Annotated in this window: 21 protein-coding genes; 16 read left to right on the top strand and 5 right to left on the bottom strand. The window is 63.6% G+C overall.

What is annotated here, in order from left to right; genetic code table 11:
• The first annotated feature begins 20 nt into the window (after positions 1-20).
• The 4 genes from ACQR1W_RS29240 (at position 21) to ACQR1W_RS29225 (ending at position 5,282) form a co-directional block, all read left to right on the top strand.
• The gene (locus tag ACQR1W_RS29240; RefSeq protein WP_434854025.1) at positions 21-1,517 is read left to right on the top strand and encodes an amidase; all 1,497 of its coding nucleotides are present in this window, start codon (positions 21-23) and stop codon (positions 1,515-1,517) included.
• A 93-nt stretch (positions 1,518-1,610) separates the two neighbouring features.
• The gene (locus ACQR1W_RS29235) at positions 1,611-1,961 is read left to right on the top strand and encodes a RidA family protein (RefSeq protein ID WP_434854024.1); all 351 of its coding nucleotides are present in this window, start codon (positions 1,611-1,613) and stop codon (positions 1,959-1,961) included.
• Between the two features lie 19 nt (positions 1,962-1,980).
• Entirely contained in the window at positions 1,981-3,219 is a 1,239-nt protein-coding gene (locus ACQR1W_RS29230) for an NAD(P)/FAD-dependent oxidoreductase (RefSeq protein WP_434854023.1), read from the top strand.
• An 824-nt stretch (positions 3,220-4,043) separates the two neighbouring features.
• The gene (locus ACQR1W_RS29225; protein ID WP_434854022.1) at positions 4,044-5,282 is read left to right on the top strand and encodes a glycosyltransferase family 2 protein; all 1,239 of its coding nucleotides are present in this window, start codon (positions 4,044-4,046) and stop codon (positions 5,280-5,282) included.
• Positions 5,283-5,290: 8 nt separating this feature from the next.
• On the opposite strand, the gene ACQR1W_RS29220 is transcribed toward ACQR1W_RS29225, so the two are convergent.
• Entirely contained in the window at positions 5,291-6,979 is a 1,689-nt protein-coding gene (locus ACQR1W_RS29220) for a hypothetical protein (protein ID WP_434854021.1), read from the bottom strand.
• A 519-nt stretch (positions 6,980-7,498) separates the two neighbouring features.
• Here ACQR1W_RS29220 and ACQR1W_RS29215 point away from each other — a divergent pair.
• Entirely contained in the window at positions 7,499-7,873 is a 375-nt protein-coding gene (locus ACQR1W_RS29215; RefSeq protein ID WP_008967960.1) for a hypothetical protein, read from the top strand.
• A 184-nt stretch (positions 7,874-8,057) separates the two neighbouring features.
• On the opposite strand, the gene ACQR1W_RS29210 is transcribed toward ACQR1W_RS29215, so the two are convergent.
• Together ACQR1W_RS29210 and ACQR1W_RS29205 are read right to left on the bottom strand one after the other, a co-directional pair.
• Positions 8,058-9,281 carry a polysaccharide deacetylase family protein gene (locus ACQR1W_RS29210; RefSeq protein ID WP_434854020.1) on the bottom strand — a complete coding sequence of 408 codons (1,224 nt, stop codon included), beginning with the start codon at positions 9,279-9,281 and terminating at the stop codon, positions 8,058-8,060.
• 199 nt (positions 9,282-9,480) lie between these two features.
• Positions 9,481-10,329 carry a polysaccharide deacetylase family protein gene (locus ACQR1W_RS29205; RefSeq protein WP_434854019.1) on the bottom strand — a complete coding sequence of 283 codons (849 nt, stop codon included), beginning with the start codon at positions 10,327-10,329 and terminating at the stop codon, positions 9,481-9,483.
• A 124-nt stretch (positions 10,330-10,453) separates the two neighbouring features.
• On the opposite strand from ACQR1W_RS29205, the gene mgtE reads away from it, so the two are divergent.
• The 4 genes from mgtE (at position 10,454) to ACQR1W_RS29185 (ending at position 14,118) form a co-directional block, all read left to right on the top strand.
• Positions 10,454-11,869 carry a magnesium transporter gene (mgtE, locus tag ACQR1W_RS29200; RefSeq protein ID WP_434854018.1) on the top strand — a complete coding sequence of 472 codons (1,416 nt, stop codon included), beginning with the start codon at positions 10,454-10,456 and terminating at the stop codon, positions 11,867-11,869.
• 83 nt (positions 11,870-11,952) lie between these two features.
• The gene (locus ACQR1W_RS29195) at positions 11,953-12,243 is read left to right on the top strand and encodes a helix-turn-helix domain-containing protein (protein WP_434854017.1); all 291 of its coding nucleotides are present in this window, start codon (positions 11,953-11,955) and stop codon (positions 12,241-12,243) included.
• 71 nt (positions 12,244-12,314) lie between these two features.
• The gene (locus ACQR1W_RS29190) at positions 12,315-13,133 is read left to right on the top strand and encodes an aldo/keto reductase (RefSeq protein ID WP_434854016.1); all 819 of its coding nucleotides are present in this window, start codon (positions 12,315-12,317) and stop codon (positions 13,131-13,133) included.
• 133 nt (positions 13,134-13,266) lie between these two features.
• Positions 13,267-14,118 (top strand): hypothetical protein, encoded by an 852-nt coding sequence (locus ACQR1W_RS29185; protein WP_434854015.1) that lies wholly within the window; start codon positions 13,267-13,269, stop codon positions 14,116-14,118.
• 13 nt (positions 14,119-14,131) lie between these two features.
• On the opposite strand, the gene ACQR1W_RS29180 is transcribed toward ACQR1W_RS29185, so the two are convergent.
• Positions 14,132-14,809: a DUF599 domain-containing protein gene (locus ACQR1W_RS29180; RefSeq protein ID WP_008967953.1), complete on the bottom strand. Its 678-nt coding sequence runs from the start codon at positions 14,807-14,809 to the stop codon at positions 14,132-14,134.
• A gap of 56 nt (positions 14,810-14,865) precedes the next feature.
• Between ACQR1W_RS29180 and ACQR1W_RS29175 the strand changes: the two genes are divergently transcribed.
• From ACQR1W_RS29175 to ACQR1W_RS29155, 5 genes are all read left to right on the top strand, one after another.
• Entirely contained in the window at positions 14,866-15,525 is a 660-nt protein-coding gene (locus ACQR1W_RS29175; protein WP_434854014.1) for a glutathione S-transferase family protein, read from the top strand.
• 83 nt (positions 15,526-15,608) lie between these two features.
• The gene (locus ACQR1W_RS29170; protein ID WP_434854013.1) at positions 15,609-15,977 is read left to right on the top strand and encodes a YidB family protein; all 369 of its coding nucleotides are present in this window, start codon (positions 15,609-15,611) and stop codon (positions 15,975-15,977) included.
• A 215-nt stretch (positions 15,978-16,192) separates the two neighbouring features.
• Positions 16,193-16,384 (top strand): hypothetical protein, encoded by a 192-nt coding sequence (locus ACQR1W_RS29165; protein ID WP_434854012.1) that lies wholly within the window; start codon positions 16,193-16,195, stop codon positions 16,382-16,384.
• Positions 16,385-16,732: 348 nt separating this feature from the next.
• Complete coding sequence (locus ACQR1W_RS29160) at positions 16,733-17,719, top strand: hypothetical protein (protein WP_434854011.1); 987 nt, start codon at positions 16,733-16,735, stop codon at positions 17,717-17,719.
• A 14-nt stretch (positions 17,720-17,733) separates the two neighbouring features.
• On the top strand, positions 17,734-18,174 hold the full coding sequence (locus ACQR1W_RS29155) for a DUF1489 family protein (RefSeq protein WP_008967947.1): 441 nt from the start codon (positions 17,734-17,736) through the stop codon (positions 18,172-18,174).
• 39 nt (positions 18,175-18,213) lie between these two features.
• Here the strand turns inward: ACQR1W_RS29155 and panC are convergent, their stop codons facing one another.
• Positions 18,214-19,089, bottom strand: coding sequence for a pantoate--beta-alanine ligase (gene panC / locus ACQR1W_RS29150; protein WP_434854010.1), 876 nt, complete (start codon positions 19,087-19,089; stop codon positions 18,214-18,216).
• Positions 19,090-19,355: 266 nt separating this feature from the next.
• On the opposite strand from panC, the gene ACQR1W_RS29145 reads away from it, so the two are divergent.
• Together ACQR1W_RS29145 and ACQR1W_RS29140 are read left to right on the top strand one after the other, a co-directional pair.
• Entirely contained in the window at positions 19,356-20,279 is a 924-nt protein-coding gene (locus tag ACQR1W_RS29145) for a division plane positioning ATPase MipZ (RefSeq protein WP_434854009.1), read from the top strand.
• A gap of 364 nt (positions 20,280-20,643) precedes the next feature.
• Entirely contained in the window at positions 20,644-21,525 is an 882-nt protein-coding gene (locus ACQR1W_RS29140) for an alpha/beta fold hydrolase (RefSeq protein WP_434854008.1), read from the top strand.
• The last annotated feature ends 75 nt before the right edge of the window (positions 21,526-21,600 follow it).

Genomic DNA, 21,600 nt, shown 5'->3' with positions numbered 1-21,600 from the left:
GGTTTGGAAAGGGAAGAGCTGTGGAATCGATCTGCGACCGGACTGCCGTCGACCTGATGCAGCTGCTCAAGAGCCGGGCCCTGTCGCCGGTCGAGCTGCTGGATGCATGCCTCGCCCGGATCGCGGCGCTCAATCCCGCCATCAATGCGGTGGTGACCCTGGACGAGGAGGGGGCGCGCCGCGTCGCCCAGGCGGCCGAAGCCGCGCTTCTTAAAGGTGAGGATCTCGGGCCGCTGCATGGGCTGCCCGTGCTGATCAAGGACACCCAGGATACCGCAGGCCTGCGCACCACCTATGGCAGCCCGATCCTGGCCGACAACGTTCCCTCGGCTGACCAGGCTTCGGTGGCGCGGTTGCGCGCCGCCGGCGCGATCATTTTCGGCAAGACCAACACGCCGGAATGGGCGGCCGGCGCCAACACCCGCAATCCCGTCTTTGGCGCCACCGGCAATCCGTTCGATCCGATGCGCTCGGCGGCCGGATCCTCGGGCGGCTCGGCCGCGGCGCTGGCCTGTGACATGGCGCCGCTCGCCTCCGGCTCCGACACCGGCGGCAGCTTGCGCAATCCGGCCGCCTTCTGCGGCATTGTCGGCATGCGACCATCCTACGGCCTGGTCGCGAGCGAGAAGCGTGCGCATGGCTGGTCGAACCTGTCGACCGATGGGCCGATGGCGCGCAACGTCACTGATGCCGCGCTGATGCTGTCGGTGATGGCGAGCGACGATCCTCGCGATCCGCTTGCCTACACCCTGCCGAACGAGCCTGTTCGCGGCGTCCCTGCGCGCTGGTCACCGCCGGCGCCGGTCGCGCTCGGCAAGCTGCGGCTCGCCTTCACCGAGGATTTCGGGTTTGCCCCGACCGAAAAAGCCATTCGCCGCGTGCTCCGCGCCCGCGTTGCGCGGATCGCGCCATTGTTCGCGACATGCGAGGAAGGCGCGCCGGACTGCAGCGGCGCCGACGAGACCTTCGCGGTGCTGCGCGCCGCGCTGTTCCTGACCAACCACGGCAAGAATTTTCGCGAGCGGCCGGAGATGGTCGGCCCCAATGTCCGCGCCAATGTCGAGGAGGGCCTGCGCTACAGCCTCGACGATTACGCCAAGGCGGCGGCGGCGCAGACCCGGATCTATCGCGCCTGGCAAAGCTTCTTCGAACGTTGCGACGTGCTGGTCAGCCCGGCGATCACGCTATCGCCGCGACCATGGTCGGAGCTCTATCCGACCGAGATCGACGGCGTGCCGACCCGCTCCTACTTCCACTGGCTTGCGCTGGCCTATGCCGTGACGCTGCCCGGCCATCCCGCGCTGAGCCTGCCGCTCGGGGTCGATGAGGCCGGCCTGCCGTTCGGTCTGCAGATCGTCGGTCCGCGTGGCGGCGATGCACTGGTGCTCAATGTGGCGGCCGCGCTCGAGAGCGCGTTTGCCGGCGATGCCGAGTTGTGCCGTCCCGTGCCCGATCTCGCCAAGCTCGCCGCTGCACCGCCGCTGTCATCAGCGCCGGGCTTCAAGTCCTGGGATTAAAGCCGTGACTCGCATCCTGACGGGTCACACCGCGATCGCCACATACGCACCGGATGCCGCTGCGGCATCCGCGTGAAACGAGAGGAGAGACTGATGTCCGTTCCGCCCTCATTGCCGTTCTCGCTGGTGCGCCGCGCCGCTGGGCTGGTGTTTCTGTCCGGTGAAGTGCCGCGCGCCGATGACGGCACGATTCCGGAAGGCATCACCGCGCAGACCGACCTGACCTTGCAATTGATCGGCGAGACGCTGGCGGAGGAAGGACTGTCGCTGAAGGACGTGGTGTCCTGCACGGTGTATCTCGCCGACCGGGCGGATTTTGCTGCCTTCAACGCCGCCTATCGCAAGCATTTCAGCGATCCGCTGCCGGTGCGCACCACCGTCGAGGCCAAGCTGATGCTGGATGCCAAGCTCGAGATCACCGTCATTGCGGCCGAGCGCAAATAACAAATAGGGAGTCCTGACGATGCGCAGCGCGATCGTTCTCGGCGGCGGCATGGTGGGTGTCGGAACGGCTCTGCATCTGCAGAGCCGCGGCTGGTCGGTCGCGCTGATCGACCGCAACGAGCCCGGCCGCGAAACCAGCTATGGCAATGCCGGCATCATCCAGAGCGAGGCGGTGCGTCCTTACGCGATGCCGCATGATATCAGCGGCCTGTTCGACATCGCGACCGGCCGCACCAATGACGTGCATTATGAGCCGCTGGCGCTGCCCTATCATCTTCGGCCGCTGCTGCAATATTGGTGGAACTCGTTCCCGAAGCGGCACGAGCAGATCGCGCAGACCTATGCGCGGCTGATCGCGCGCGCCACGCCCGAGCATGAGCCGCTGATCGCGGCCTCCGGTGCGGGCAATCTGGTGCGCCGCGACGGCTTCCGGGTGATCCATCGGGAGCAGGCGCAATTCGACAAGGAGGTCGAAGAAGCCGAAGCGGTGCGCGCGGCCTATGGCGTCAAGTTCAAGGTGCTTTCGGCGCGCGAGCTTGCGCAGGCCGAGCCTGGTCTCTCCGACAGCGGCCTCGGCGGGCTGCAATGGCTGGAGCCGTGGACGGTCGCCGATCCCGGCGGTCTCGTCACCTCCTATGCCGACTTGTTCATCCGGCGCGGCGGCAGGTTCGTCCACGGTGACGCCACGACCTTGGCGCAGACCGGGACTGGCTGGTCAGTCACGACGGCCGACGGTCCGATCGATGCCGAGGCTGCGGTGGTAGCGCTCGGGCCGTGGTCGCCCGCGTTCTTGGAACGCTTCGGCTATGACATCCCGATGGTGCGCAAGCGCGGCTATCACCGACATTACAGCGGCGGCGCGCCGCTCGATCTGCCGCTGCGCGATGCGGCCTTCGGCTATCTGATGAATCCGATGGTGATGGGGGTGCGCATCACCACCGGTGCGGAGCTGTCCGGGCCGGACGCAGAACCGACGCCGGTGCAGCTTGCCAAGGCGGAGACTGCGGCGCGGCAACTGATCGATCTCGGCAAGCCGGTCGAGCCCGAGCCCTGGCTCGGCACGCGGCCGTGCATGCCCGACATGTTGCCGGTGGTCGGGCCGGCCGCAGGCCATAAGGGGCTGTGGCTGCATTTCGGTCACGGTCATCAGGGCTTCACATTAGGTCCCACCACGGGCCGCCTCCTCGCCGAGATGATGAATGGCGAAGAGCCAAGCGTCGACGCGACCGCCTGCGCGCCCGCGCGCTTCGGCGCCTGATCCACTATTTGTGATTGATCAGTTCGCGGCGCAGGCAGCACAGGCTGTCGCGCGCCGCGTCCGGGCGGGAACTATCAAGCGACGCGCGCGGCCTAATGGACCGCTCAAGAGGTAAAAAGAGCCGCGCGCTCATCGTTCCACGCCCTGTTAGGACGCTGCAGTGATCGCGGCGCTTGTCAGCCGACGGGTGGGATGCGGGATTGCTTGATCCGGCCAAGCCGGATAAGCTTCTCGCCATTGGGCTTGCCGGGTCGGATGACTAAGCCTGATTGACTTTGAGACATTTTTGTTCGCGCAAAGTTGCCAAGCTTGACGTACGTACTGACTGAAAGGGCGTCATATAGTTCGTAGTTGAGTAAGAGGTAGGGATGCCAGTGGGTGTTTATTCCCGAGTGCCGCATCGAAGTGCCTCTCGAATGGCGGCTGTCCCAAATGGACGCGGCTCTTCAAACGCTTTTCATGCTCTTCGAACGCTTTGCATGGAGGGGCGCGGCGTCAGCGGCGCAAGATATTCTCGTTCGCGGCCTTCGCGAGCCATTCGTGCTCTTGTCGGACGCTTGCCGGCGGTTTGCGTCCTGCCACCCGGTTGCCGATCCCCAGATATCCCGTACGGAAAATATCATCCCCGCTGCGCAGTGGTCGGGCAACTGATCACGGCTGGTAGCCCGCGTGCCGTTTTGCAGCAGTCGGCGGGGACATCTAAGTAGATCGTTTGGACTGATATCTAACTCATAAACTCTACTGCCGCATCCGCGGCAGCAACTGCCCAGAATTTTTTGGCGAGCAAGTGATGTTCAAAGATTTCTTCATGTCGGATTTCAGAGATGACCGCGCAAGTCTACCGATACATCGAAGAGCCCGAGCTCACCATTCTCATTCCCTGCCTCAACGAGGCTGAGACGATCGAGAGATGCGTCGAGAAGGCCAAGCTTTGTCTTTTGCGGCTTGGCGTGCACGGGGAGATCCTGGTTGCCGACAACGGTTCCACGGACGGCTCGCAAGACCTGGCGATCGCAAAGGGCGCGCGTGTCGTTCATGTCCCGGATCGGGGATATGGAGCCGCGCTGCGTCATGGTATCCATACGGCCCGAGGCCGCTACGTCATCATGGGCGACGGCGACGACAGCTACGACTTTTCCAACCTGGACCCATTCCTGGCGAAGCTCCGTGACGGCTTCGACCTCGTGATGGGCAATCGTTTCAAGGGCGGCATTGCAGAGGACGCAATGCCGTTGCTCCATCGCTATCTCGGCAATCCGGTGCTGAGCTTTTTTGGCAGGCTGTTCTTCAAGATCGATCTGGGTGATTTTCATTGCGGCTTGCGCGGCTTCAATCGCGAGCGGATATGCGATCTGGAGCTGTACACGACGGGCATGGAATTCGCGAGCGAGATGGTGATTTCGGCCGCGCTGAAATCCTATCGGATCTGCGAGGTGCCCACGACCTTGAAGAAGGACGGCAGGTCCCGGCCGCCGCATCTGCGCACCTGGCATGATGGCTGGCGACATCTCAGCTTTCTGCTCATGTTCAGCCCGCGTTGGCTGTTTGTGTATCCGGGTCTTGCGCTCATTCTTTTGGGCGTCGTGACGGCCGTGATCCTGTTTCCCGGCCCGGTGAGCCTTGCCAACGGCGTCAATCTGGACGTCCACACTTTCCTGGTCGCGGCGATTGCGGTGTTGATTGGCGTTCAGACCCTCACATTCGGCCTCATCGCGCAGCGCTTTGCGATCAAATACCGGCTGCTGCCGCCGGGCGCGTCGGGCTCTCGCGGTCTGTCATTCCTCACCTTCGACCGCGGGCTGCTCGTTGCGGCCGCGCTGATCCTGCTTGGCCTGTTCGGCATCGGATGGTCTTTGTTTACTTGGGCCTCGGTCGATTTCGGGCCGTTGCGCTATCCTTCGGTGATGCGCGTTCTGATCCTTTCGCTCACATCCATTGCAATCGGGGTGCAGCTCGGATTTACGGTGTTTCTTTCCGGTATCATGAACATCCCGAACAAGCGGGATCGAATACGCGCCGCGGTCGAGAATGCTCTGCTGCGGAGCGGACATCATCGCGGATAGGGAAGCTATCATAATAGCTTGTAGTAATAGTCGGTGGTCCCGATACGTGACCACCCCTCGGTGTTGGCCGTCGAGGGGACGCCGCTCGCCACAACGATACGCGCCCCGGCGCGGCGAAATACATCGAGCGCGAGCGCTTGCCGCGTGAGCGAAACATCCCAGAATTCCTTTTGATTGAGCGGGTCCGACGGGAAAGCTTCGCTGACAATCTTGACCTGCGCAAGGAACGCCCAGTCGCTGATGCTCGCGACCGACCAATGCATCTGGTCTTGGTGGTCGATCGCGGCGACGGGCGTACCCGGGTGAATTCCGATTCTGAACAGCTCGTCAGCCACCAGCCACGCATCTGCATGCACATGGCCGCGAGATGTGACCAGATCCGCAGCGGTCCTGGCCAGGCGCGGGCCGGCATCGATCGCCACGCCCGTAATGAGCAGGGCGACCAGCGCTGCCCCGATCGGTCGCCTTCGTGTCAGCTGCGTGCGAAGACTGACCAGAACAACCAGCCCCAACAGTGGAAGACATCCGGCCAGATATCGGGGTTCGACCAACAGCACCAGATAGAGAAGCAGATTCGCCGCGGCGACCAGGCCGAGCAGCTTGATCGGCAGCGGTGCCGACATTTCAAGGGCGAGGTGACGCCGAAGCAGGGCGAGTGCAATCCCCAGAGGAATTGCAAACCAAAGCAGGACCGCGAGGCGTTTGACGTTTCTCAGCAGCGCCCGTCCATATTCCCAGGTGCCGAAATGCAGAACGGCTCCCTTGTTCCAATAGGTCGGATCGTACCACGGCGGATAGGTCGCCGAGATCGGCTGAGCGAACTCATAGACATCAGGGTTGTCGAGAAGCTTCCGCGTCGGATGTTCCGGGAGCCCGTGATCCGAAGGGCCTCCTTGCCAATGAACAAGCGGCATCATGAGAACGTCGGTCCGAAACGTATTTCGCCCGCTTTCTCCAAATGTCAGATGGCCATACTTCAGCGACAGGGCGCCAACGAGCGGGGCTGCAATCAACAGAAAGACGGCGGCACTCAATAGCAGCCGTCGATCGGCACGATAGGCCAGGCAGGCGCAGGCCGCAGCGAGCAGGAAGAGAAAGGCCAGCGGAAAGAATATGGCTTTCAGCAAATAGCCAATTCCCAGCACGGCTCCGAACAACGCAAAGGTTGCGACGGACGCCGTCTGGTCTTCCAGCGAGAGATACAGCGCGGCGGCAGCGAATGTGACGGCTGCAACGCAAAGGTCCGGGCTGATCCTTGATACGACCGTCAGGTCGAAGCAGCCCCACGCCAGCAGTGCGTAACCCGCAAGCAAGACTTGCGAGCGCGACAGCAACGGCTTGGCCTCGGGCGGCTTCGCCGTCAGCTGGGCTCGGTCCCAGAGCCGGGTCAGGACGAGATGAAATGCACCGATCGTCACCAGGAAAACGAGAAAGTTGAGGACACGCACGGTCGCAAATTCCAGCGAAGGCGCCGTGCCGATCGGCTCAATGAAGGCCGCAATCAGCAGGGGATAGAGCGGACTCCAATGCCCATTGATCGCCTGCTCAAGCTTGCCATGTTCGATCGCGCGAGCCATGTCCATGTAGCTGATCGTGTCTCCGGCGACGTAGCTCTGCCGACCGAACCACGCATCGACTGCGCCCAGTGCTATCAGGAACAAGAACAGAAACGAGAACCATTTGCTGTTTGGCGACACGACGCCTCCAAAATACGATGACAGTCAAAAGGCATTTCAAAAATTGAGTTCGTAAAAATGCGGAGTTGAGTTGCGGCTGTCTCAGCGGGAACCCTGCCGATCCGTGCATTCCAGGCACCGATCATCCGAGCAGATTTATCTGCTGATCGCAATCGGCCAGTGATGGACGCCGCTGCGCCAGGGTCCATTTTTTGCGGCACAACGCCCCTGTTGGAGCGATCTTAAGGCGATTTCCGTAGTGCAAATAAACCAAAAATTGCTTGTTCCAAGACGGTTTGATTAGAGATCTGCCTGACGAACTCGCCCGGAGATTGCAGGGCCACCGAACAAGATTGTGGCGCAATACATCAGTTTGTCGAACCTTTCTTCAATCCATTCGTGTATAGAACTGTGCTGCTGCGCCCAACTCGAAAACGAATCGATGTCGCCGCGTCGATGCAAGTCGGATACGAGCGCGCCTCATGCGCGCCGTCCGGTTTTTGTCATTGTCGGTCATCGAAAGAGCACCAGGTCGGAACGATGCGACTGTTCGCCATCATCTATCGCTTCATTTACAACTTCGCGTTCCTGGCCATGGTCTATCTCAGCCTGAACTACATTGAGAAGTACCACAACCGGGCCGTGCTCGCGATGTTGATCCTGGCCTATGCGGGCATGCGCAGCGTGTCCGTGGTGCGCTCGTTTCATTTTTTCACCCGCATTGAACGGCTGGAAGGCGAGACTCGCCGAATGATCGGCCTGGTGGGGGAGGGGCCGAGCGGTTCGGCCGCGCGCAAGCAGGTGATCGCCGATGTGAGCCTGCTGCGCCGCGACGGCGAGATCAAATCCTATATCGATCTGTTCTTCCTGGCCGCCGTCGTCATCCTCTGCGTTGCCAAGATCGTCACCGATTGATCCGGTTCAAGCAGCGCTCGGCCGTGCCCTGAAGTGCGATGAGATGAGGATGAATCTCATCGCACTTGCGGGTTGTTGTTTGAGCAGAGTCTCCGTGCAAACGCGTTCCGCGTTTGTCGTGAAGGACCGCTCGCACTTTTCCGGATCATGCTCCAGGAGAGGTGCGCGAGGAGAGCTGCGCGGATCAGCGCTTTCTCAGGCTCGCAAGGCGCACCGCGCGCGCAGCCGGCTTGATGGCGGCGGCTCTGGCCGCGGGCTTTGACTGCACGGGCGGCACGCCCGCCACATGGTGTCGGGATGGCGCGGTGGGCATCGGATCGGGCATCTCGAACAGGCTGGCTGCCGGCACCGGCAGCGCGGGGGCTGCGTTGCGCGGCGCGGAGGAGCTCGCCGCGTGCGGCCACGCTGTTTCGTGCCGGAGCGAGGCGCTGTCGGATGGTCCCGCCGACAGCACGTCGAGATCCGCCACGGTCGCACGCGAGTGCGTGACCGAGCCAGAGAAGTCGAACGTCGGAACCGCCGGCCATTGGGCCACCGGAACCTCGTCGGCATGCGGGTGGACCAGCCACTCCTGCGGCTCGGTCGGGGTTGCCGGGCGCTCGGGCGTGGCCGGCACCACCTGCACGATGCGATAGCCGCGCGCCTTCATCTCGTTGAGGATCTTCGGCAACGCCTGCACCGTGCGCTCGTGAATATCGTGCAGCAGCAGAATGCCCTTGCCGCGCGCCTCGAGCCGCTTCATCGCCAGCTCGTAGACGCGGCCGGCGGAGATGTTGCGCCAGTCATCGGCAAGAAAATCGGCGCTCCACATCTGGAGTCCGAGCGAGGCCACGTAGGTTTCCACGCCTTCGCCGCGCGAGAGGCCGGGCACCCGGAAGAACGGGGTGAGCACCGAGGGATCGGTGAGAGCAGCCGACACCGAGGCGATCCCCTGATCGACCTCAGGCTTGGACTGCTCGACCGTCAGCCTGCTGAAGCCGATCGGATGGTTCTGGCTGTGGGTGCCGATCGTGTGGCCGGCGGCGGCGAGCTTGCGGACGCCCTCCGGATCAGCCTTGGCCTGGCGGCCGATCGTGAAGAACGTCGCCTTGACGCACTGGTCGGCGAGAATCTGCAGCACCTGGTTACTGTATTTCGGCACCGGACCGTCATCGAAGCTCAGCACCACCTCGTGATCATGCAGCGGCAGCGTTTCCCGATACTGCATCGCGCCGATGCGCGGATGCGCCAGGGGATCGACAACGAGCACGCGGGAGGTGCCGAGCGCATTCGGATGGCCGGGGCAATCCGCCGCAGAGGCGGGCGTGATCACGCTGGCGAGTGCAGCTGACAACACAGTCAACAGTGCGGTCCCGAGCGCTGCGCTCACAATCCGCTGTCCGACGCCAACTGAACGATCACTCCGCATCACGCCGTCCGCTTCGTCTGTCCGTTTCGTCAGGTTGAATCCAGGCTGCCGGGCCCAGTTACCGTCATAGCAGGGATCGCCTGCAGCCGCGACCCGCGATTGTCGAATGCCGGGGTTTCCATTTTCCTGTTGCATGATTGCAAAGCCGCATACATCCGCCTGCGATGTAAAGCGTAGCCAGCACCGCATGAATGACGCATTAATCGCGGGCGGCGTGGACGCCCGGCGGAGCGGCATCGTCCGGCTGGTTCATCGTTGAAGCTGGCACAATGTGGACCACCTTGTAGCCGTGCTGCTTCAGATAGCGCAGAAACGTCGGCAGCATCGCCACGGTGCGCGGCTGCGGGTCGTGCAACAGGATGATGCCTTTGCGGTCCTGTTCGAGTCGGCTGGTGAGAATCTTGAGTTCCTGCTGCGGCGAGACCGGGTTCCAATCACCGGCCCACAGATCCGCACCGAACACGGCGATCCCACGCGACTGCAGGAATTCGAGCATGGCCGGCGTGGATTCAAAATAGGGGAAACGGAAGAACGGCGTTGATGGCGTCGTGGTCGAGACCCCATGCAACGCCAGTTCGTCGCCGGCGATCCCGCGGTCGATTTCGTCCACGGCCTGCGCCGGCGTGAGGCGTGGAATGTGGGCATGGGTGTAGGTGTGGTGTCCGACGGTGTGGCCCTCGGCCGCGATCCGCTGCACCAGGGCAGCGCGTCCCGACGCCGGCTGGCCGACCAGGAAGAAGGTCGCGCGCACACACTCCTTCGCGAGTGCGTCGAGCACCCGGTTGGTCATCGGCGGCGAGGGACCATCATCGAAGGTGAGCACGACCTCGTGATCCCGCAGCGGCAGCGTATCCGGAAAGCTCTTCAGGCCGACGCGCGGATAGATCTTGGGATCCACCGCGAGAACCCGCGAGGTGCCGAGCGTGCCCTCGCGCTGACATTCCGCGGATGCCGCGCTGACAGCGTGGGGGAGGGCGAGCCCCACGCCGAGTCCAAGCTCGAGGCCAAGTCCGAGCAGGATCGCCGCCGCGTTCAGCCAACTTCTCATTTGGCTCGTCATCCATAGTCTCCGCGGCATCTTTCTCATTGCATCGCCTGCGGCCCATTGGGTAATGCGTCAAGGTACGATTGAGACCAGTTTGCGTTGATCTGTCAAACCCGCGAGGCCCGTCATGGATGAACAATTGGACGCGGCCCACAATGCTGTGATCCTCGACCGCGCTCTGATGCGGACAGACAACGGCGAGATCCGACCCGAGTTCATCGAGTCCATCACGGCGGCGATCGCCGCGGAGGACGAAACGTTCCTGCGATCGGAGGTCGCGGAACTCCATGAGGCCGATCTCGGCGACCTCATCGCGGCGCTGGCGCCCGAAGACCGGGTGCGGCTGGTGGAGCTCACCAGCACCGATTTCGACTTCTCCGCGCTGAACGAGGTCGATGATGCCGTTCGCGAGGAAATCCTCGAGGAACTCGCGCCGGCGACCGTCGCCGAAGGCGTCCGCGAGCTGGAATCCGACGACGCCGTCGAGCTGCTCGAGGGCCTTGACCAGGAGGATCAGGAGCAGATTCTCGACCGGCTGCCGCCGTCCGAGCGCGATGTGCTCGAGCGCAGCCTGGAATACCCGGAAGGATCGGCCGGGCGGCGCATGCAGAGCGAATTCATCGCCGTGCCGCTCGAATGGACGGTCGGCCAGGCGATCGACTACATGCGGGAGACGCCGGACCTGCCTGACCGGTTCTACGAGATCTATGCGGTCGACGGGTCGCAGCATTGGCAGGGCGCGGTTTCGCTCGATGCGCTGTTGCGGGCGCGGCGGCCGGTCAAGCTCCCCGAGCTGATCCATGAAGACCGCCGCCGGGTCGCGGTGACCGACGAGCTTGCAGAGGTGGCGCGGCTGTTCGGCAAGTACAACCTGGTCGCAGCACCGGTCGTCGACGCCGACAATCGGCTGGTCGGCGTCATCACCGTCGACGACGTGGTCGACGTGATCGAAGAGGAGGCGGATGAGGACTTCAAGGCGCTGGGCGGCGTCTCCAGCGACGAACAGCTCTCCGACAGCGTCTGGACCATCGCCAAGGGCCGTTTCAACTGGCTGCTGATCAATCTTGCCACCGCCTTCCTGGCGTCCTCGGTGCTCGGCCTGTTCGAAGGCCAGCTCGAGAAGATGGTCGCGCTCGCGGTGCTGGCGCCGATCGTCGCGAGCCAAGGCGGCAATGCCGCGACCCAGACCATGACGGTTGCGGTGCGTGCACTGGCCACGCGCGAGCTCGGCTCGAACAACGCCTTCCGCGTCGTGATGCGCGAGGCACTGGTCGGCCTGGTCAACGGCCTCGCTTTCGCGCTGATCACGGGCGTCGCTGCGGTCGCCTGGTTCAAGATCCCCGGGCTTGGGATCGTGATCGGGCTGGCGATCATCTCCAACCTGGTCGCCGGCGCGCTCGGCGGCATCCTGATCCCGATGGTGCTCGATCGCGTCAAGGCCGACCCAGCCGTGGCGTCCGGCACGTTCGTCACCACGGTCACCGACGTCGTCGGCTTCTTCGCCTTTCTGGGCATTGCCACGGCCTGGTTCGGGCTCAAATAACCTCGATTTTTGAGGGACTTTTATCGTTAATCCGACCTTAACGGGGACTTGCGAAAGTGGGGCACCGAGACGGAGTCGGACCCATGCAACAACGCTTGCGCTTGAAAGCAGACGGACGGATCGTGGAGCTGCGCGACGGCCAGGAATTTCCGCTGGCCCCGGCCGCGCAGCCGACCGGGCCGGCCGAGGTTCGCGACCTCCGGCGCCGCGCCCATCTGACCCAGCAGGAGTTTGCCGCCAAGCTCGGCGTTCCCGTCGAGACCATCCGGAACTGGGAGCAGGGCAAGCGCATGCCGCGCGGGCCGGCGCGCGCGCTGCTGACCGTGATCGCACATGCGCCGGACACGGTGTTTGCAGCCTTAGCCAAGACTTAAGCTCAAACCTAGTCTCGCATTGGCACCATCGGCGTCCGGAGACATAATGCTTGCAATTGGAGGGCGCGGCCATGCAAGCAATTGAGGCCAACGGCGCCAGCATCCCGGCGATCGGACTGGGAACCTGGGAATTGCGCGGGAGAACCTGCGCGCGCATCGTCGAGCAGGCATTGACGCTCGGCTACCGCCATGTCGATACCGCCCAGGTCTATGAGAACGAACGCGAGGTCGGGGAGGGCTTGCGTGCCTCGCATATCCGCCGCGATCAGGTGTTCCTGACCACCAAGGTGTGGACCACGCATTTTGCACCGCACGATCTCGAGCGTTCGACCAAGGAGAGCCTGGTGAGACTGCGCGTCTCCGAGGTCGATCTGTTGCTGCTGCACTGGCCAAATCCACACGTGCCACTGGCGGAAACGCTCGGTGCGCTGGCGCATGCGAAGTCGCTCGGCCTGACCCGTCACATCGGCGTGTCGAATTTCACGGTGGCGCTGATCGACGAGGCCGTCGCGACCAGTCCCGAACCCCTGATCTGCAATCAGGTCGAATATCATCCCTATCTCGACCAGACCAAGGTGCGCGAGGCCTGTGCCCGTAATGGCGTCGCCATGGTCGCCTATAGTCCGGTGGCCAGGGGCAAGATCAAGAACGATGCGACGCTCGCCCGGATCGGACGCGCTCATGGCAGGACGCCGGCGCAAATCTGCTTGCGCTGGCTGGTGCAGCAGAACGTCGTCGCCATTCCGCGCACCTCGCGTGTCGAGCGCCTGTCGGAGAATATCGACGTTTTCGATTTCACTTTGTCCGATGCCGAGATGGACGAAATCTTCGCGCTCGGGGGCGCCGAAGACCGCATGACCAATTTCGCCTTTGCGCCGAAATGGGATTGAGGGCCGACTGCGGCTTGCTATGCTGGGCCGGGTGTGGCACGCGCGACCGGCGACCGCCAAGGTCGTGATGGTCGAAACCTGGTGGTGACCGCCGCGCGCAGGCGCCGGTCAGGCGCGGGTGCAAAGAAGCAGCATGGAACGGTGGCCATTCATACGTTGGGGCATCGCGGCATCGGTGCTCGCGCATATCGTCGCCGCGGCCCTGATCTTCCTGTCGACCGACGTGCGCCGTTTCGAGGCTCCTGCACCGGAGGCCGTTGCCGTCGACATCGTTGAGTCCGACGAGCCCGAGAAGCCGCTCCAACCTGCGCCGAGCCCGTCGCCATCGCCCGACCTGGCCTTGCCCAAGCCGGACACCTCGTCGACATCGCCAACGGCTGCCCCCGCACCGGCCCCTGCGCCGGCATCGGCTCCTACGCCGCAGCCGACACCAACGCGCGAGGCAAAGGCGCAACCGCCGTCCCAGCCGCAAGCGCAACCGCAGCCGCCTCCAGAGACGCAGCAGACCCCGACACCCGCTCCGACGCCAGCACCGTCGAGCGCGCCGAGCTATGTCCCTCAGCCCGATCTCACGGTCAAATATGGCGTGATGCTTGGACTGCCGCCGCCTTTGCCACCTTTGCCGGCATCAGGAAACGATGCGGACGAGAGCAAGGATGCCGGGCCTTCGGCGAGCACCAATCTCGCTGCCAATCTGACTGGGCCGTTCCGGCAGCATCTGAGGAGCTGCTCGAAATTGCCGGCCTCCGTGTCCCGTTCCGACAACATCATGGTCAAGCTGCGTGTGGTCATGACCCCGGACGGCCGGCTTGCCGCAGATCCCGTGCTGCTTGCGGGGACCGCCTCGGTGAAGGCCCTGGAGATGAAACAGAGCGCGGTCCGGGCGCTGGCCGCCTGCCAGCCCTACGCGATGCTGCCGCCGGATCGTTACCGCGAGTGGAAGGTGCTGGAGCTGTCGTTCACGCCGCAGGATTTCGTGGACTGATTCGCCGAATGAGCTAGTGGCCCATCGCGTCCCAGGCGCTGGAGGCGAATTGCCGGCGCCAGGTCACGATGACCACGGCCGCCGTGGTGATGAACAGCACCCAGGGGCTGACGAACCAGCCGAGATAGCCGAGCGCGAAGAAGAAGGCGCGCTGGCCGCGGTTGAAATGGCGCGCGCCGGCTTCGAACAGGCGCGTCGTCCGGATCACATGGGCCTCGGCCTCCGGCGTGCCGCGCTGCGCCGCCAGCGGCATACCGCCGATCAGGATCGCGACATAGTTGAACAGGCGGTAGGCCCAGGCGAATTTGAAGAAGGTGTAGATGAAGATCAGGACCAGGCCGACGCACTTGATCTCCCAGAGGGCAGGGTGCGGACTGAGATCGACCGGAAAGGTCTTGAACACGGCCAGCGCGTCGCTGGTGGAGCGCACCAGTGCAAGCCCGCCGCCGATCGCGATCAGGCTCGAGGAGGCAAAGAAGGCGGTGCCGTTCTGCAGCGACGACATGATCTGCATGTCGACCATCCGCGCCTCGCGCTCGAGCAGGCGCCGGATCCAGACCTCGCGATAGGCATTCATGCGTGCCGACAGGCTGTTGCGCCCATAGGCCGTATGCTCCAGGGTGATCGCATAGACGACCCATTCCAGCGCGAAAAAAGATACCGCGACGATATCGACGGTATAGGAGCCCATCCTGTATTCCTCGTCATGACCGGCGCAGAGCCGCTGCAATGGAGACAGGTTCGGACATGACGTTGAAGCTCGTGATCGGCAACAAGAATTATTCCTCCTGGTCGATGAGGCCCTGGTTGGCGATGCGCGGCTGCAACATCGCTTTCGAGGAAATCTTCGTGCCGATCTATACCGACGACAAAGCCGACAAGGACCGCCTGTTGAGCTTCTCGCCGGCGGGAAAAGTGCCGATCCTGATCGATGGCGACATCACGGTGTGGGATTCGCTCGCGATCATCGAACATCTCGCCGAGCGTTTTCCGGATGCCGGCTTGTGGCCGCAGGGCATTGCAGAGCGCGCGCATGCGCGGGCGATCTCGGCCGAGATGCATTCCGGCTTCGTGCCGCTGCGCAGCGCGTGCGGAATGAATTTGCACCGCCCGGTGCGCGCCATCCAACTCTCGGACGAGGTGAAGGCTAATGTCGCGCGGATCGAGCAGATCTGGAGCGATTGCCGGGCGCAGTATGGGGCCCGCGGGCCGTATCTGTTCGGCGCGTTCTCGGCTGCCGACGCCATGTACGCGCCGGTCGTCCACCGCTTCCGCACCTATGCGATCGATGTCACGCCGCAGACGCGGGCCTATATGGACACGATGATGGCGATGCCGGCCTTCGCGGAATGGACCCGGGACGGGCTTGCGGAAACTCTGCTCATCGCGCGGTTCGAAGACGTCTGACCGCGTCCAGGCCGCGGCTGTCGAACTTTGGTCTGTCGTGTGGTCCTGTTATGATCCTGCTGAAGCGGATGGAGTAAACGGTCATGGGATTTCTCGACGAACTCAGAAACTCGTCAGCCTTTCAAGGCGCCTTGGGACAGCTCGAGGCCGCCGTGCTTCCGGTCGTCCTGAACGAGGTCTTCGGCCAAGGTGGGCAGGGCGGCCTGAACAATATCGTCGCCAAGCTGGAGCAGGCCGGGTTCGGGGCCCAGGTCAAATCCTGGCTCGGCAATGGCCAAAACCTGCCGATTTCGGCCGAGCAGCTGCGCGAGGTGCTTGGCAGCGACACGGTCAAGCAGCTGGCCGCCCGCTACAATATCCCGGTCGACCAGCTCTCCAAGGTGCTGGCCGAGCAGCTGCCGTTGGCCGTGGATCATGCGAGCCCCGACGGGAAGCTTCCCCATACCGCCTGATCCGAACATCCTGCCGGGCCGCTCAGAATGGGCGGAACTCGGGCCGGACGGCCCAGCATCGTGCTGAAAAGGCTACAAAATTGACGCATTCGCCATGGCGGCAATGACTGGCCAGGGCGCGCGCCGACATGCTATAGACGCCTCTATTAAAGAGAGAGCCGATCCACTGCAGCGGGGACCGTTGGCCAGGACCGGCGTTTGAGCAGGAGTGGGCGTTGAAGCACAAGTTTCCCGTCGGATCGACCGTCACCTTCACGGCGAGCAATATCTCACGTCCGGCCGCCACCGGTACCTACGAAATCATCCGCCAGCTCCCGACCGAAGGCGACGACTGCCAATACCGCATCAAGAGCTCGACCGAAGCCTTCGAACGCGTGGCCAGGGAAAGCCAGCTCGCGCAGTCCTAGGCGGCACCGTCTTGGCCGTCAGCGGACCGCAGGTTCCGCCACGAGGCGTCATCGAGCCCGTTGCATCTCGCGCTGCGGGCATGAGCGAGGGGGGAAGAACAGCAAACTGCCGCGATGCCTGCTCGCTCCGCCGCGGAGCGGGGTCTGCCGGATGGGGTGGGGATAGCTGCTCGTTTTGAGATACTCTTGCCGCGCACCGTGCGCGGAATCGGCCTATGGTCGGGCCCGCGGGGGCCATAGACTGAGGTGAGTATTTGGATTTGGCCATTGTTTATCGCTGATCGCGCCCCGCTATCCCGGGCGTAACACTCGCAATCGATCGCCGGCTCGTCTAAGGGACCGTTGCGCATGAACTTGACTCCGCCGACCTCGCTCGACCAGTTATTGAGCTCGCCGGCTTTCCCGATGTGGCTCACTTTGGCCGCAGCGGCGTTTTTCGGCCTGATCGTCCTGGTCACGCTGTTGCGCGCCGAGAAGTCGGTCGCCAATGGAGCGCTGAGCATCATCACTCTGCTCGCGGTCGGCATCGCGGTGGCCTCCACCATGAAAAGCCTGGATGAGAGTGGCCGCGGCGGAACCGGGGAAAATTCCAGCACCGCGTCGGCCGTTGCCATGCTGCCCGCGCTTGCCTGCGTCGAGGACCTCGCCGGCGATCTTGTGCTGTCGAACTGCGAGAAGAACCTGTTCGGGACCGCGGACGCCACCGCCGCTGCCGTGAGCTACGCCGGGTCCATGATCTCGCGCCTGATCGCCTACGGTGATGCCGCCGCTGCCAACAAGGCGATTACTCCCGAGCAGCTCGCGCTGCGGCGGGCGGTCGAACGCGACCGCTACGGCTTGATGGCCTATGTGTTGCTCACCCGCGACCGCTGCACGCCTGCTGACTGCTACGTGTTCCGGCTGTTGACGGATTCCCAGCAGATCGTCAGCAATATGGAGGCGCGCACCTATGAGGGCCTGGTGACGCGCTATGCGTCGCAATGGAACGCCCCCCCGCAAGCCCAGGCGCCGCAGGCGCAACCGGCTGCGTCAGGAGCCTTCGCCGGACTGGTGCCGTCGATGCCGACCGGCAAGCCGACCAACGCGGAGTTCCCAAGCGCGGCCTCGACGCCGCCGGTGAGCATCATGGCCCCCGAGCCGACCGCATCGACGTCGCGCTCTGCAGCGCCTGCAGCGGCCGCTCCGGCGCCGCGTGCGCCACCATCGCCTGCGGTCGCGGCAAGCCATGCCCAGGTGCCGGCGAAGAAGCCTGCGCCACCGAAGCCAAAGCCGCCGGCTGTGGCGCCCGCGCCGCAGGCCGCGCCCGAAGCGGCTGAGCCGTCTGGTAAAGAGTAAGCATCAAAGATCCCATGCCCCTGCATCTGATCAAGCTGGCCGTCGGCTGCGAGTCGGTCAAAGAGTTGAAGCAATGGATCGCCGAGCGGATGCAGGCGGCCAGGAAGAAGGGCCTGCCGGAGCACCACATCCACGTGACCCGGATGACGCCGAAACGGATCGAGGAGATCCTGGCGGGCGGCTCGCTCTATTGGGTGATCAAGGGCGAGATCGCCGCGCGCGAGAAGCTCATCGCGATCGAGCCGTTCCGTGATCGCGACGGCATCGGCCGGTGCCGGCTGGTGATGCAGCCGAAGGTGATGGCCGTGTCGCCGCGGCCGATGCGCCCGTTTCAGGGCTGGCGCTACCTGAAACCGGCCGATGCGCCGCCCGACCTCGGCAAGGCGAGCGCGGACAGCGTCGCGGCGATGCCGGAGCCGATGCGGCGCGAATTGCGCGATCTCGGGCTTCTATAACGGCGACGCCATATCGCGCCCTGCGTGCAGAGCGCAGTCTCAGACCCCGATATTGTCGATCAGCCGGGTCTTTCCGAGCTTGGCAGCCACCAGGATTCGCAACGGTCCATCCTTGAGTTCCTGCTTGGATCCATTCCTGGAGGAGGCGATGGGCGCGAGTGTCTCGGCATGCCGGACTTCGAGGTAGTCGAGCACGAAGCCGGCGTCGGTGATCAGCTCGGCGCCGCCCGCGACGGCCGCTTCGATCCTATTGCCGGCGCGGATCCTGCCCGCGATCTCCTTCATGGTCCGATAGAGCGTGGGCGCGACGCGGCGTTCCTCGGGGGACAGATAGACATTGCGCGATGACATCGCGAGGCCGTCGCGCTCGCGCACGGTGCGCGAGCCGATCACCCTGACGCCGAGGTCGAGGTCGCGGGAGAGCTGGGTCACCACCCGGAGCTGCTGAAAGTCCTTCTCCCCGAACACCGCGACGTCCGGCCGGCACTGGGTGAAGAGCTTGGCGACGACGGTTGCGACGCCTCCGAAGAAATGCGGGCGGAAGCGATCTTCGAGGCCGGCCGATGCCGCGCCCTCCGGGACGATACGGGTCGCGAAGCCGTCCGGATACATCGCCTTGGCGTCGGGGTGCCAGATCGCATCCACCTGCTCGGCGGCGAGCTTCGCCACGTCCTCCTTCCAGGTCCGCGGATAGGAACCGAAGTCCTCAGTTGGTGCGAACTGAGTCGGGTTGACGAAGATCGAGACGACGACCTTGTCGGCGCGCCGCTTCGCCAATCGGACCAGCGACACATGCCCGTCATGGAGCGCTCCCATCGTCGGGACCAATGCGAGGGTCGCTTTCCTCGCGCGCAAGCCGTCGAGTGCGCGACGCAGCGCAGGCATAGTACGGACGATCTGGGGGCTTCGTGACATTTTTGCTCTAATCCGCGGACTGAAGTTGTGAGCTCGTGTGTTCGGTCTTGACCGTTGGAACGCCGACCTTATCAAGGACAATGCAAAGCTACCAAGCGCACTTGAACACGTCTGCTCACTGTCGAACGCCTCTCGCGTCCGGAGACTGATCAGTTGTGGCCGAGATGCCGCGAGCCTCGCGCCTCGCGAGGCGAATTTACATTCCGCACGCATTTCACTTGACCGCGGGCAAGCGTGACTCGAAGATGATCGTGAGGGGTCGGAATATGCTGGTGCAGACGAGCCAGGGGCAATCGGGTTCGGCCCATGTGATTGTCCTCGGTAATGAGAAGGGCGGTTCAGGCAAGTCCACCACCGCTCTGCATATTGCCGTTGCCCTGATGAAGGCGGGCCAGCGCGTCGCCACCATCGATCTCGATTGCCGGCAGCAGAGCTTCACCCGCTACATCAATAACCGCAGCGCCTGGGCACGGCGCACCGGGCTGCCGCTTGAGCTCCCGACCCACTATTGCATCAAGCTCGGCCAGACGATGCAGATCGCCGACAACGAGAACACCGAGTTCCAGCAGTTCATCGAGGCGGTCGGCGCGGTCGAGCACAGCTTCGACTTCATCGTCATCGATACGCCGGGGACCGACAGCTATCTGATGCGGCTGGCGCACTCGATGGCCGACACGCTGGTCACCCCGATCAATGACAGCTTCCTGGATTTCGACGTGCTGGGCACCGTCGATCCCGCGACCTACGCGGTCACAGGTGAAAGCCACTACGCGGAGATGGTCCGCGACGTCAGACGCAAGCGGCGGCAGGTCGACGGCGCGACCACCGACTGGATCGTGGTGCGCAATCGCCTGTCGATGCTGGGATCGCGCAACAAGCAGCTGGTCGCCGAGGGGCTGAAGGAACTGTCGTTCCGGCTGGGCTTCCGCTCGATCGACGGTTTCGCCGAGCGGGTCGTCTACCGTGAGTTCTTTCCGCGCGGCCTGACCGCGCTCGACGATATCGACGAGGCCACGCTCGGGACCCGTCCGAATCTCGGCCATGTGACGGCCCGGGAGGAGGTGACGAGCCTGTTGCGGCAGCTGAAGCTGCCATTGGACGAGCGCGGCCGGCGGCGGGCCGCAAACCGGGCCGAATGGTTCGCCCAGGTCGACAAGCCGCTGGATGTCCACGACATCATCAGCGCCTGAGGGCCTGCTCGCTCTGTTCCTTTGCGTTTCTTGACCGCGAAAGACCGGTAATAATACGGGCCGGGCACCCATGCCTGAAAATTGGCCGATTTGTCGCACCTCAATGCCGGAACGCCAATTTACGTGTTTGGTTCTTTATGGAAAATTTTAGCGCCAGCTTGAACCTGAGCTTCAGATAAGGAACCTCAGAGAGGAGGGCGCGCGTGAATGCTGCACAGCAGTTAGCTGCAGCGCACAACGTTCAGGCGGCCGGGACACAACATTTAGTCTTTCTGTCACAGCGCTGTTGCATATATTAAACACAAGGGACGGCGACAGTAGATAGGGCTGTAGCCACTTCAGGTTGTGGATCCAGAGGGCGAACATGAAGCGTGGAATCATCGTTCTAGTCTCTGCCGGGGTTCTGGCCGTTGCCGGCTATGTGACCGCCAGCAAATGGGCGATCCGGCACGAGACGCTTCGCTTCCATGACGCATCCCGCGAAAACCGCCTGGTGGAGGTGGATATCGCGGTTCGACGCGACAAGGAAATGCAGGCCGACGCTGGAATGATCAAGCTGCCGGTCGCGATCCTCAATCACGGCAATACCGTCAAATTCACCGAATATTCCTTCCTCGCGAACGTCTTTGCCGCGCGAGGCTACATGGCGGTCAGCATCCAGCATGACCTGCCGAGCGATCCGCCGATGGTCACGAAAGTCGGCGAGCTCTATGTCGGCCGCCTGCCGCAGATCCAGCGCGGTGTCGCCAACATCAAATTCGCCGTGGAGCAGATGCGCGAGGTTCAGCCGAATGCCGACTACGACCATCTGACCATCGTCGGGCATTCGATGGGTGGCGATATTACGATGTACTTCGCCAAGCAGTATCCTGACGAGGTGCGCAAGGTGGTGACGCTCGACAATCTGCGCGTCCCCTTCATCACCAACGGCAAGTTCAAGATCCTCTCGTTCCGTTCGAGGGATCCGCAGTTCAAGACCGACCCCGGCGTGCTGCCGAGTGACGACGTCTGCGAGAAGGCCGGGATCACCGTCGTGAAGACCGACTTCCAGCACAACGACATGCGCGACACCGGTCCGGATGAGGCCAAGTCGTCGATCCAGGCCATGCTCGACAAGTTCCTGGCCGATGCCGACAGCTCAAGCGACCTCGCCCCGGTAAAAACCAAGTCGCCGCTGACCGATCCCGGCCCGGTGGCGCCCTATGCACCGACTGCACAAGCGCCGGCGAAACAGCTGACCCACTAGTCGGGGCATTCCGGAGCCCACAGCGCCGTGTTGAACGTCGTGGCGCGGCTGCCCACATTCTGTGCGCAGCTTCGC

It is taken from the genome of Bradyrhizobium sp. HKCCYLS1011 (genome assembly GCF_051167795.1).
Classification (GTDB): domain Bacteria; phylum Pseudomonadota; class Alphaproteobacteria; order Rhizobiales; family Xanthobacteraceae; genus Bradyrhizobium.
The sequence above is the reverse complement of the archived record's forward strand: the minus strand, read 5'-3'. Positions and strand labels throughout refer to the sequence as shown.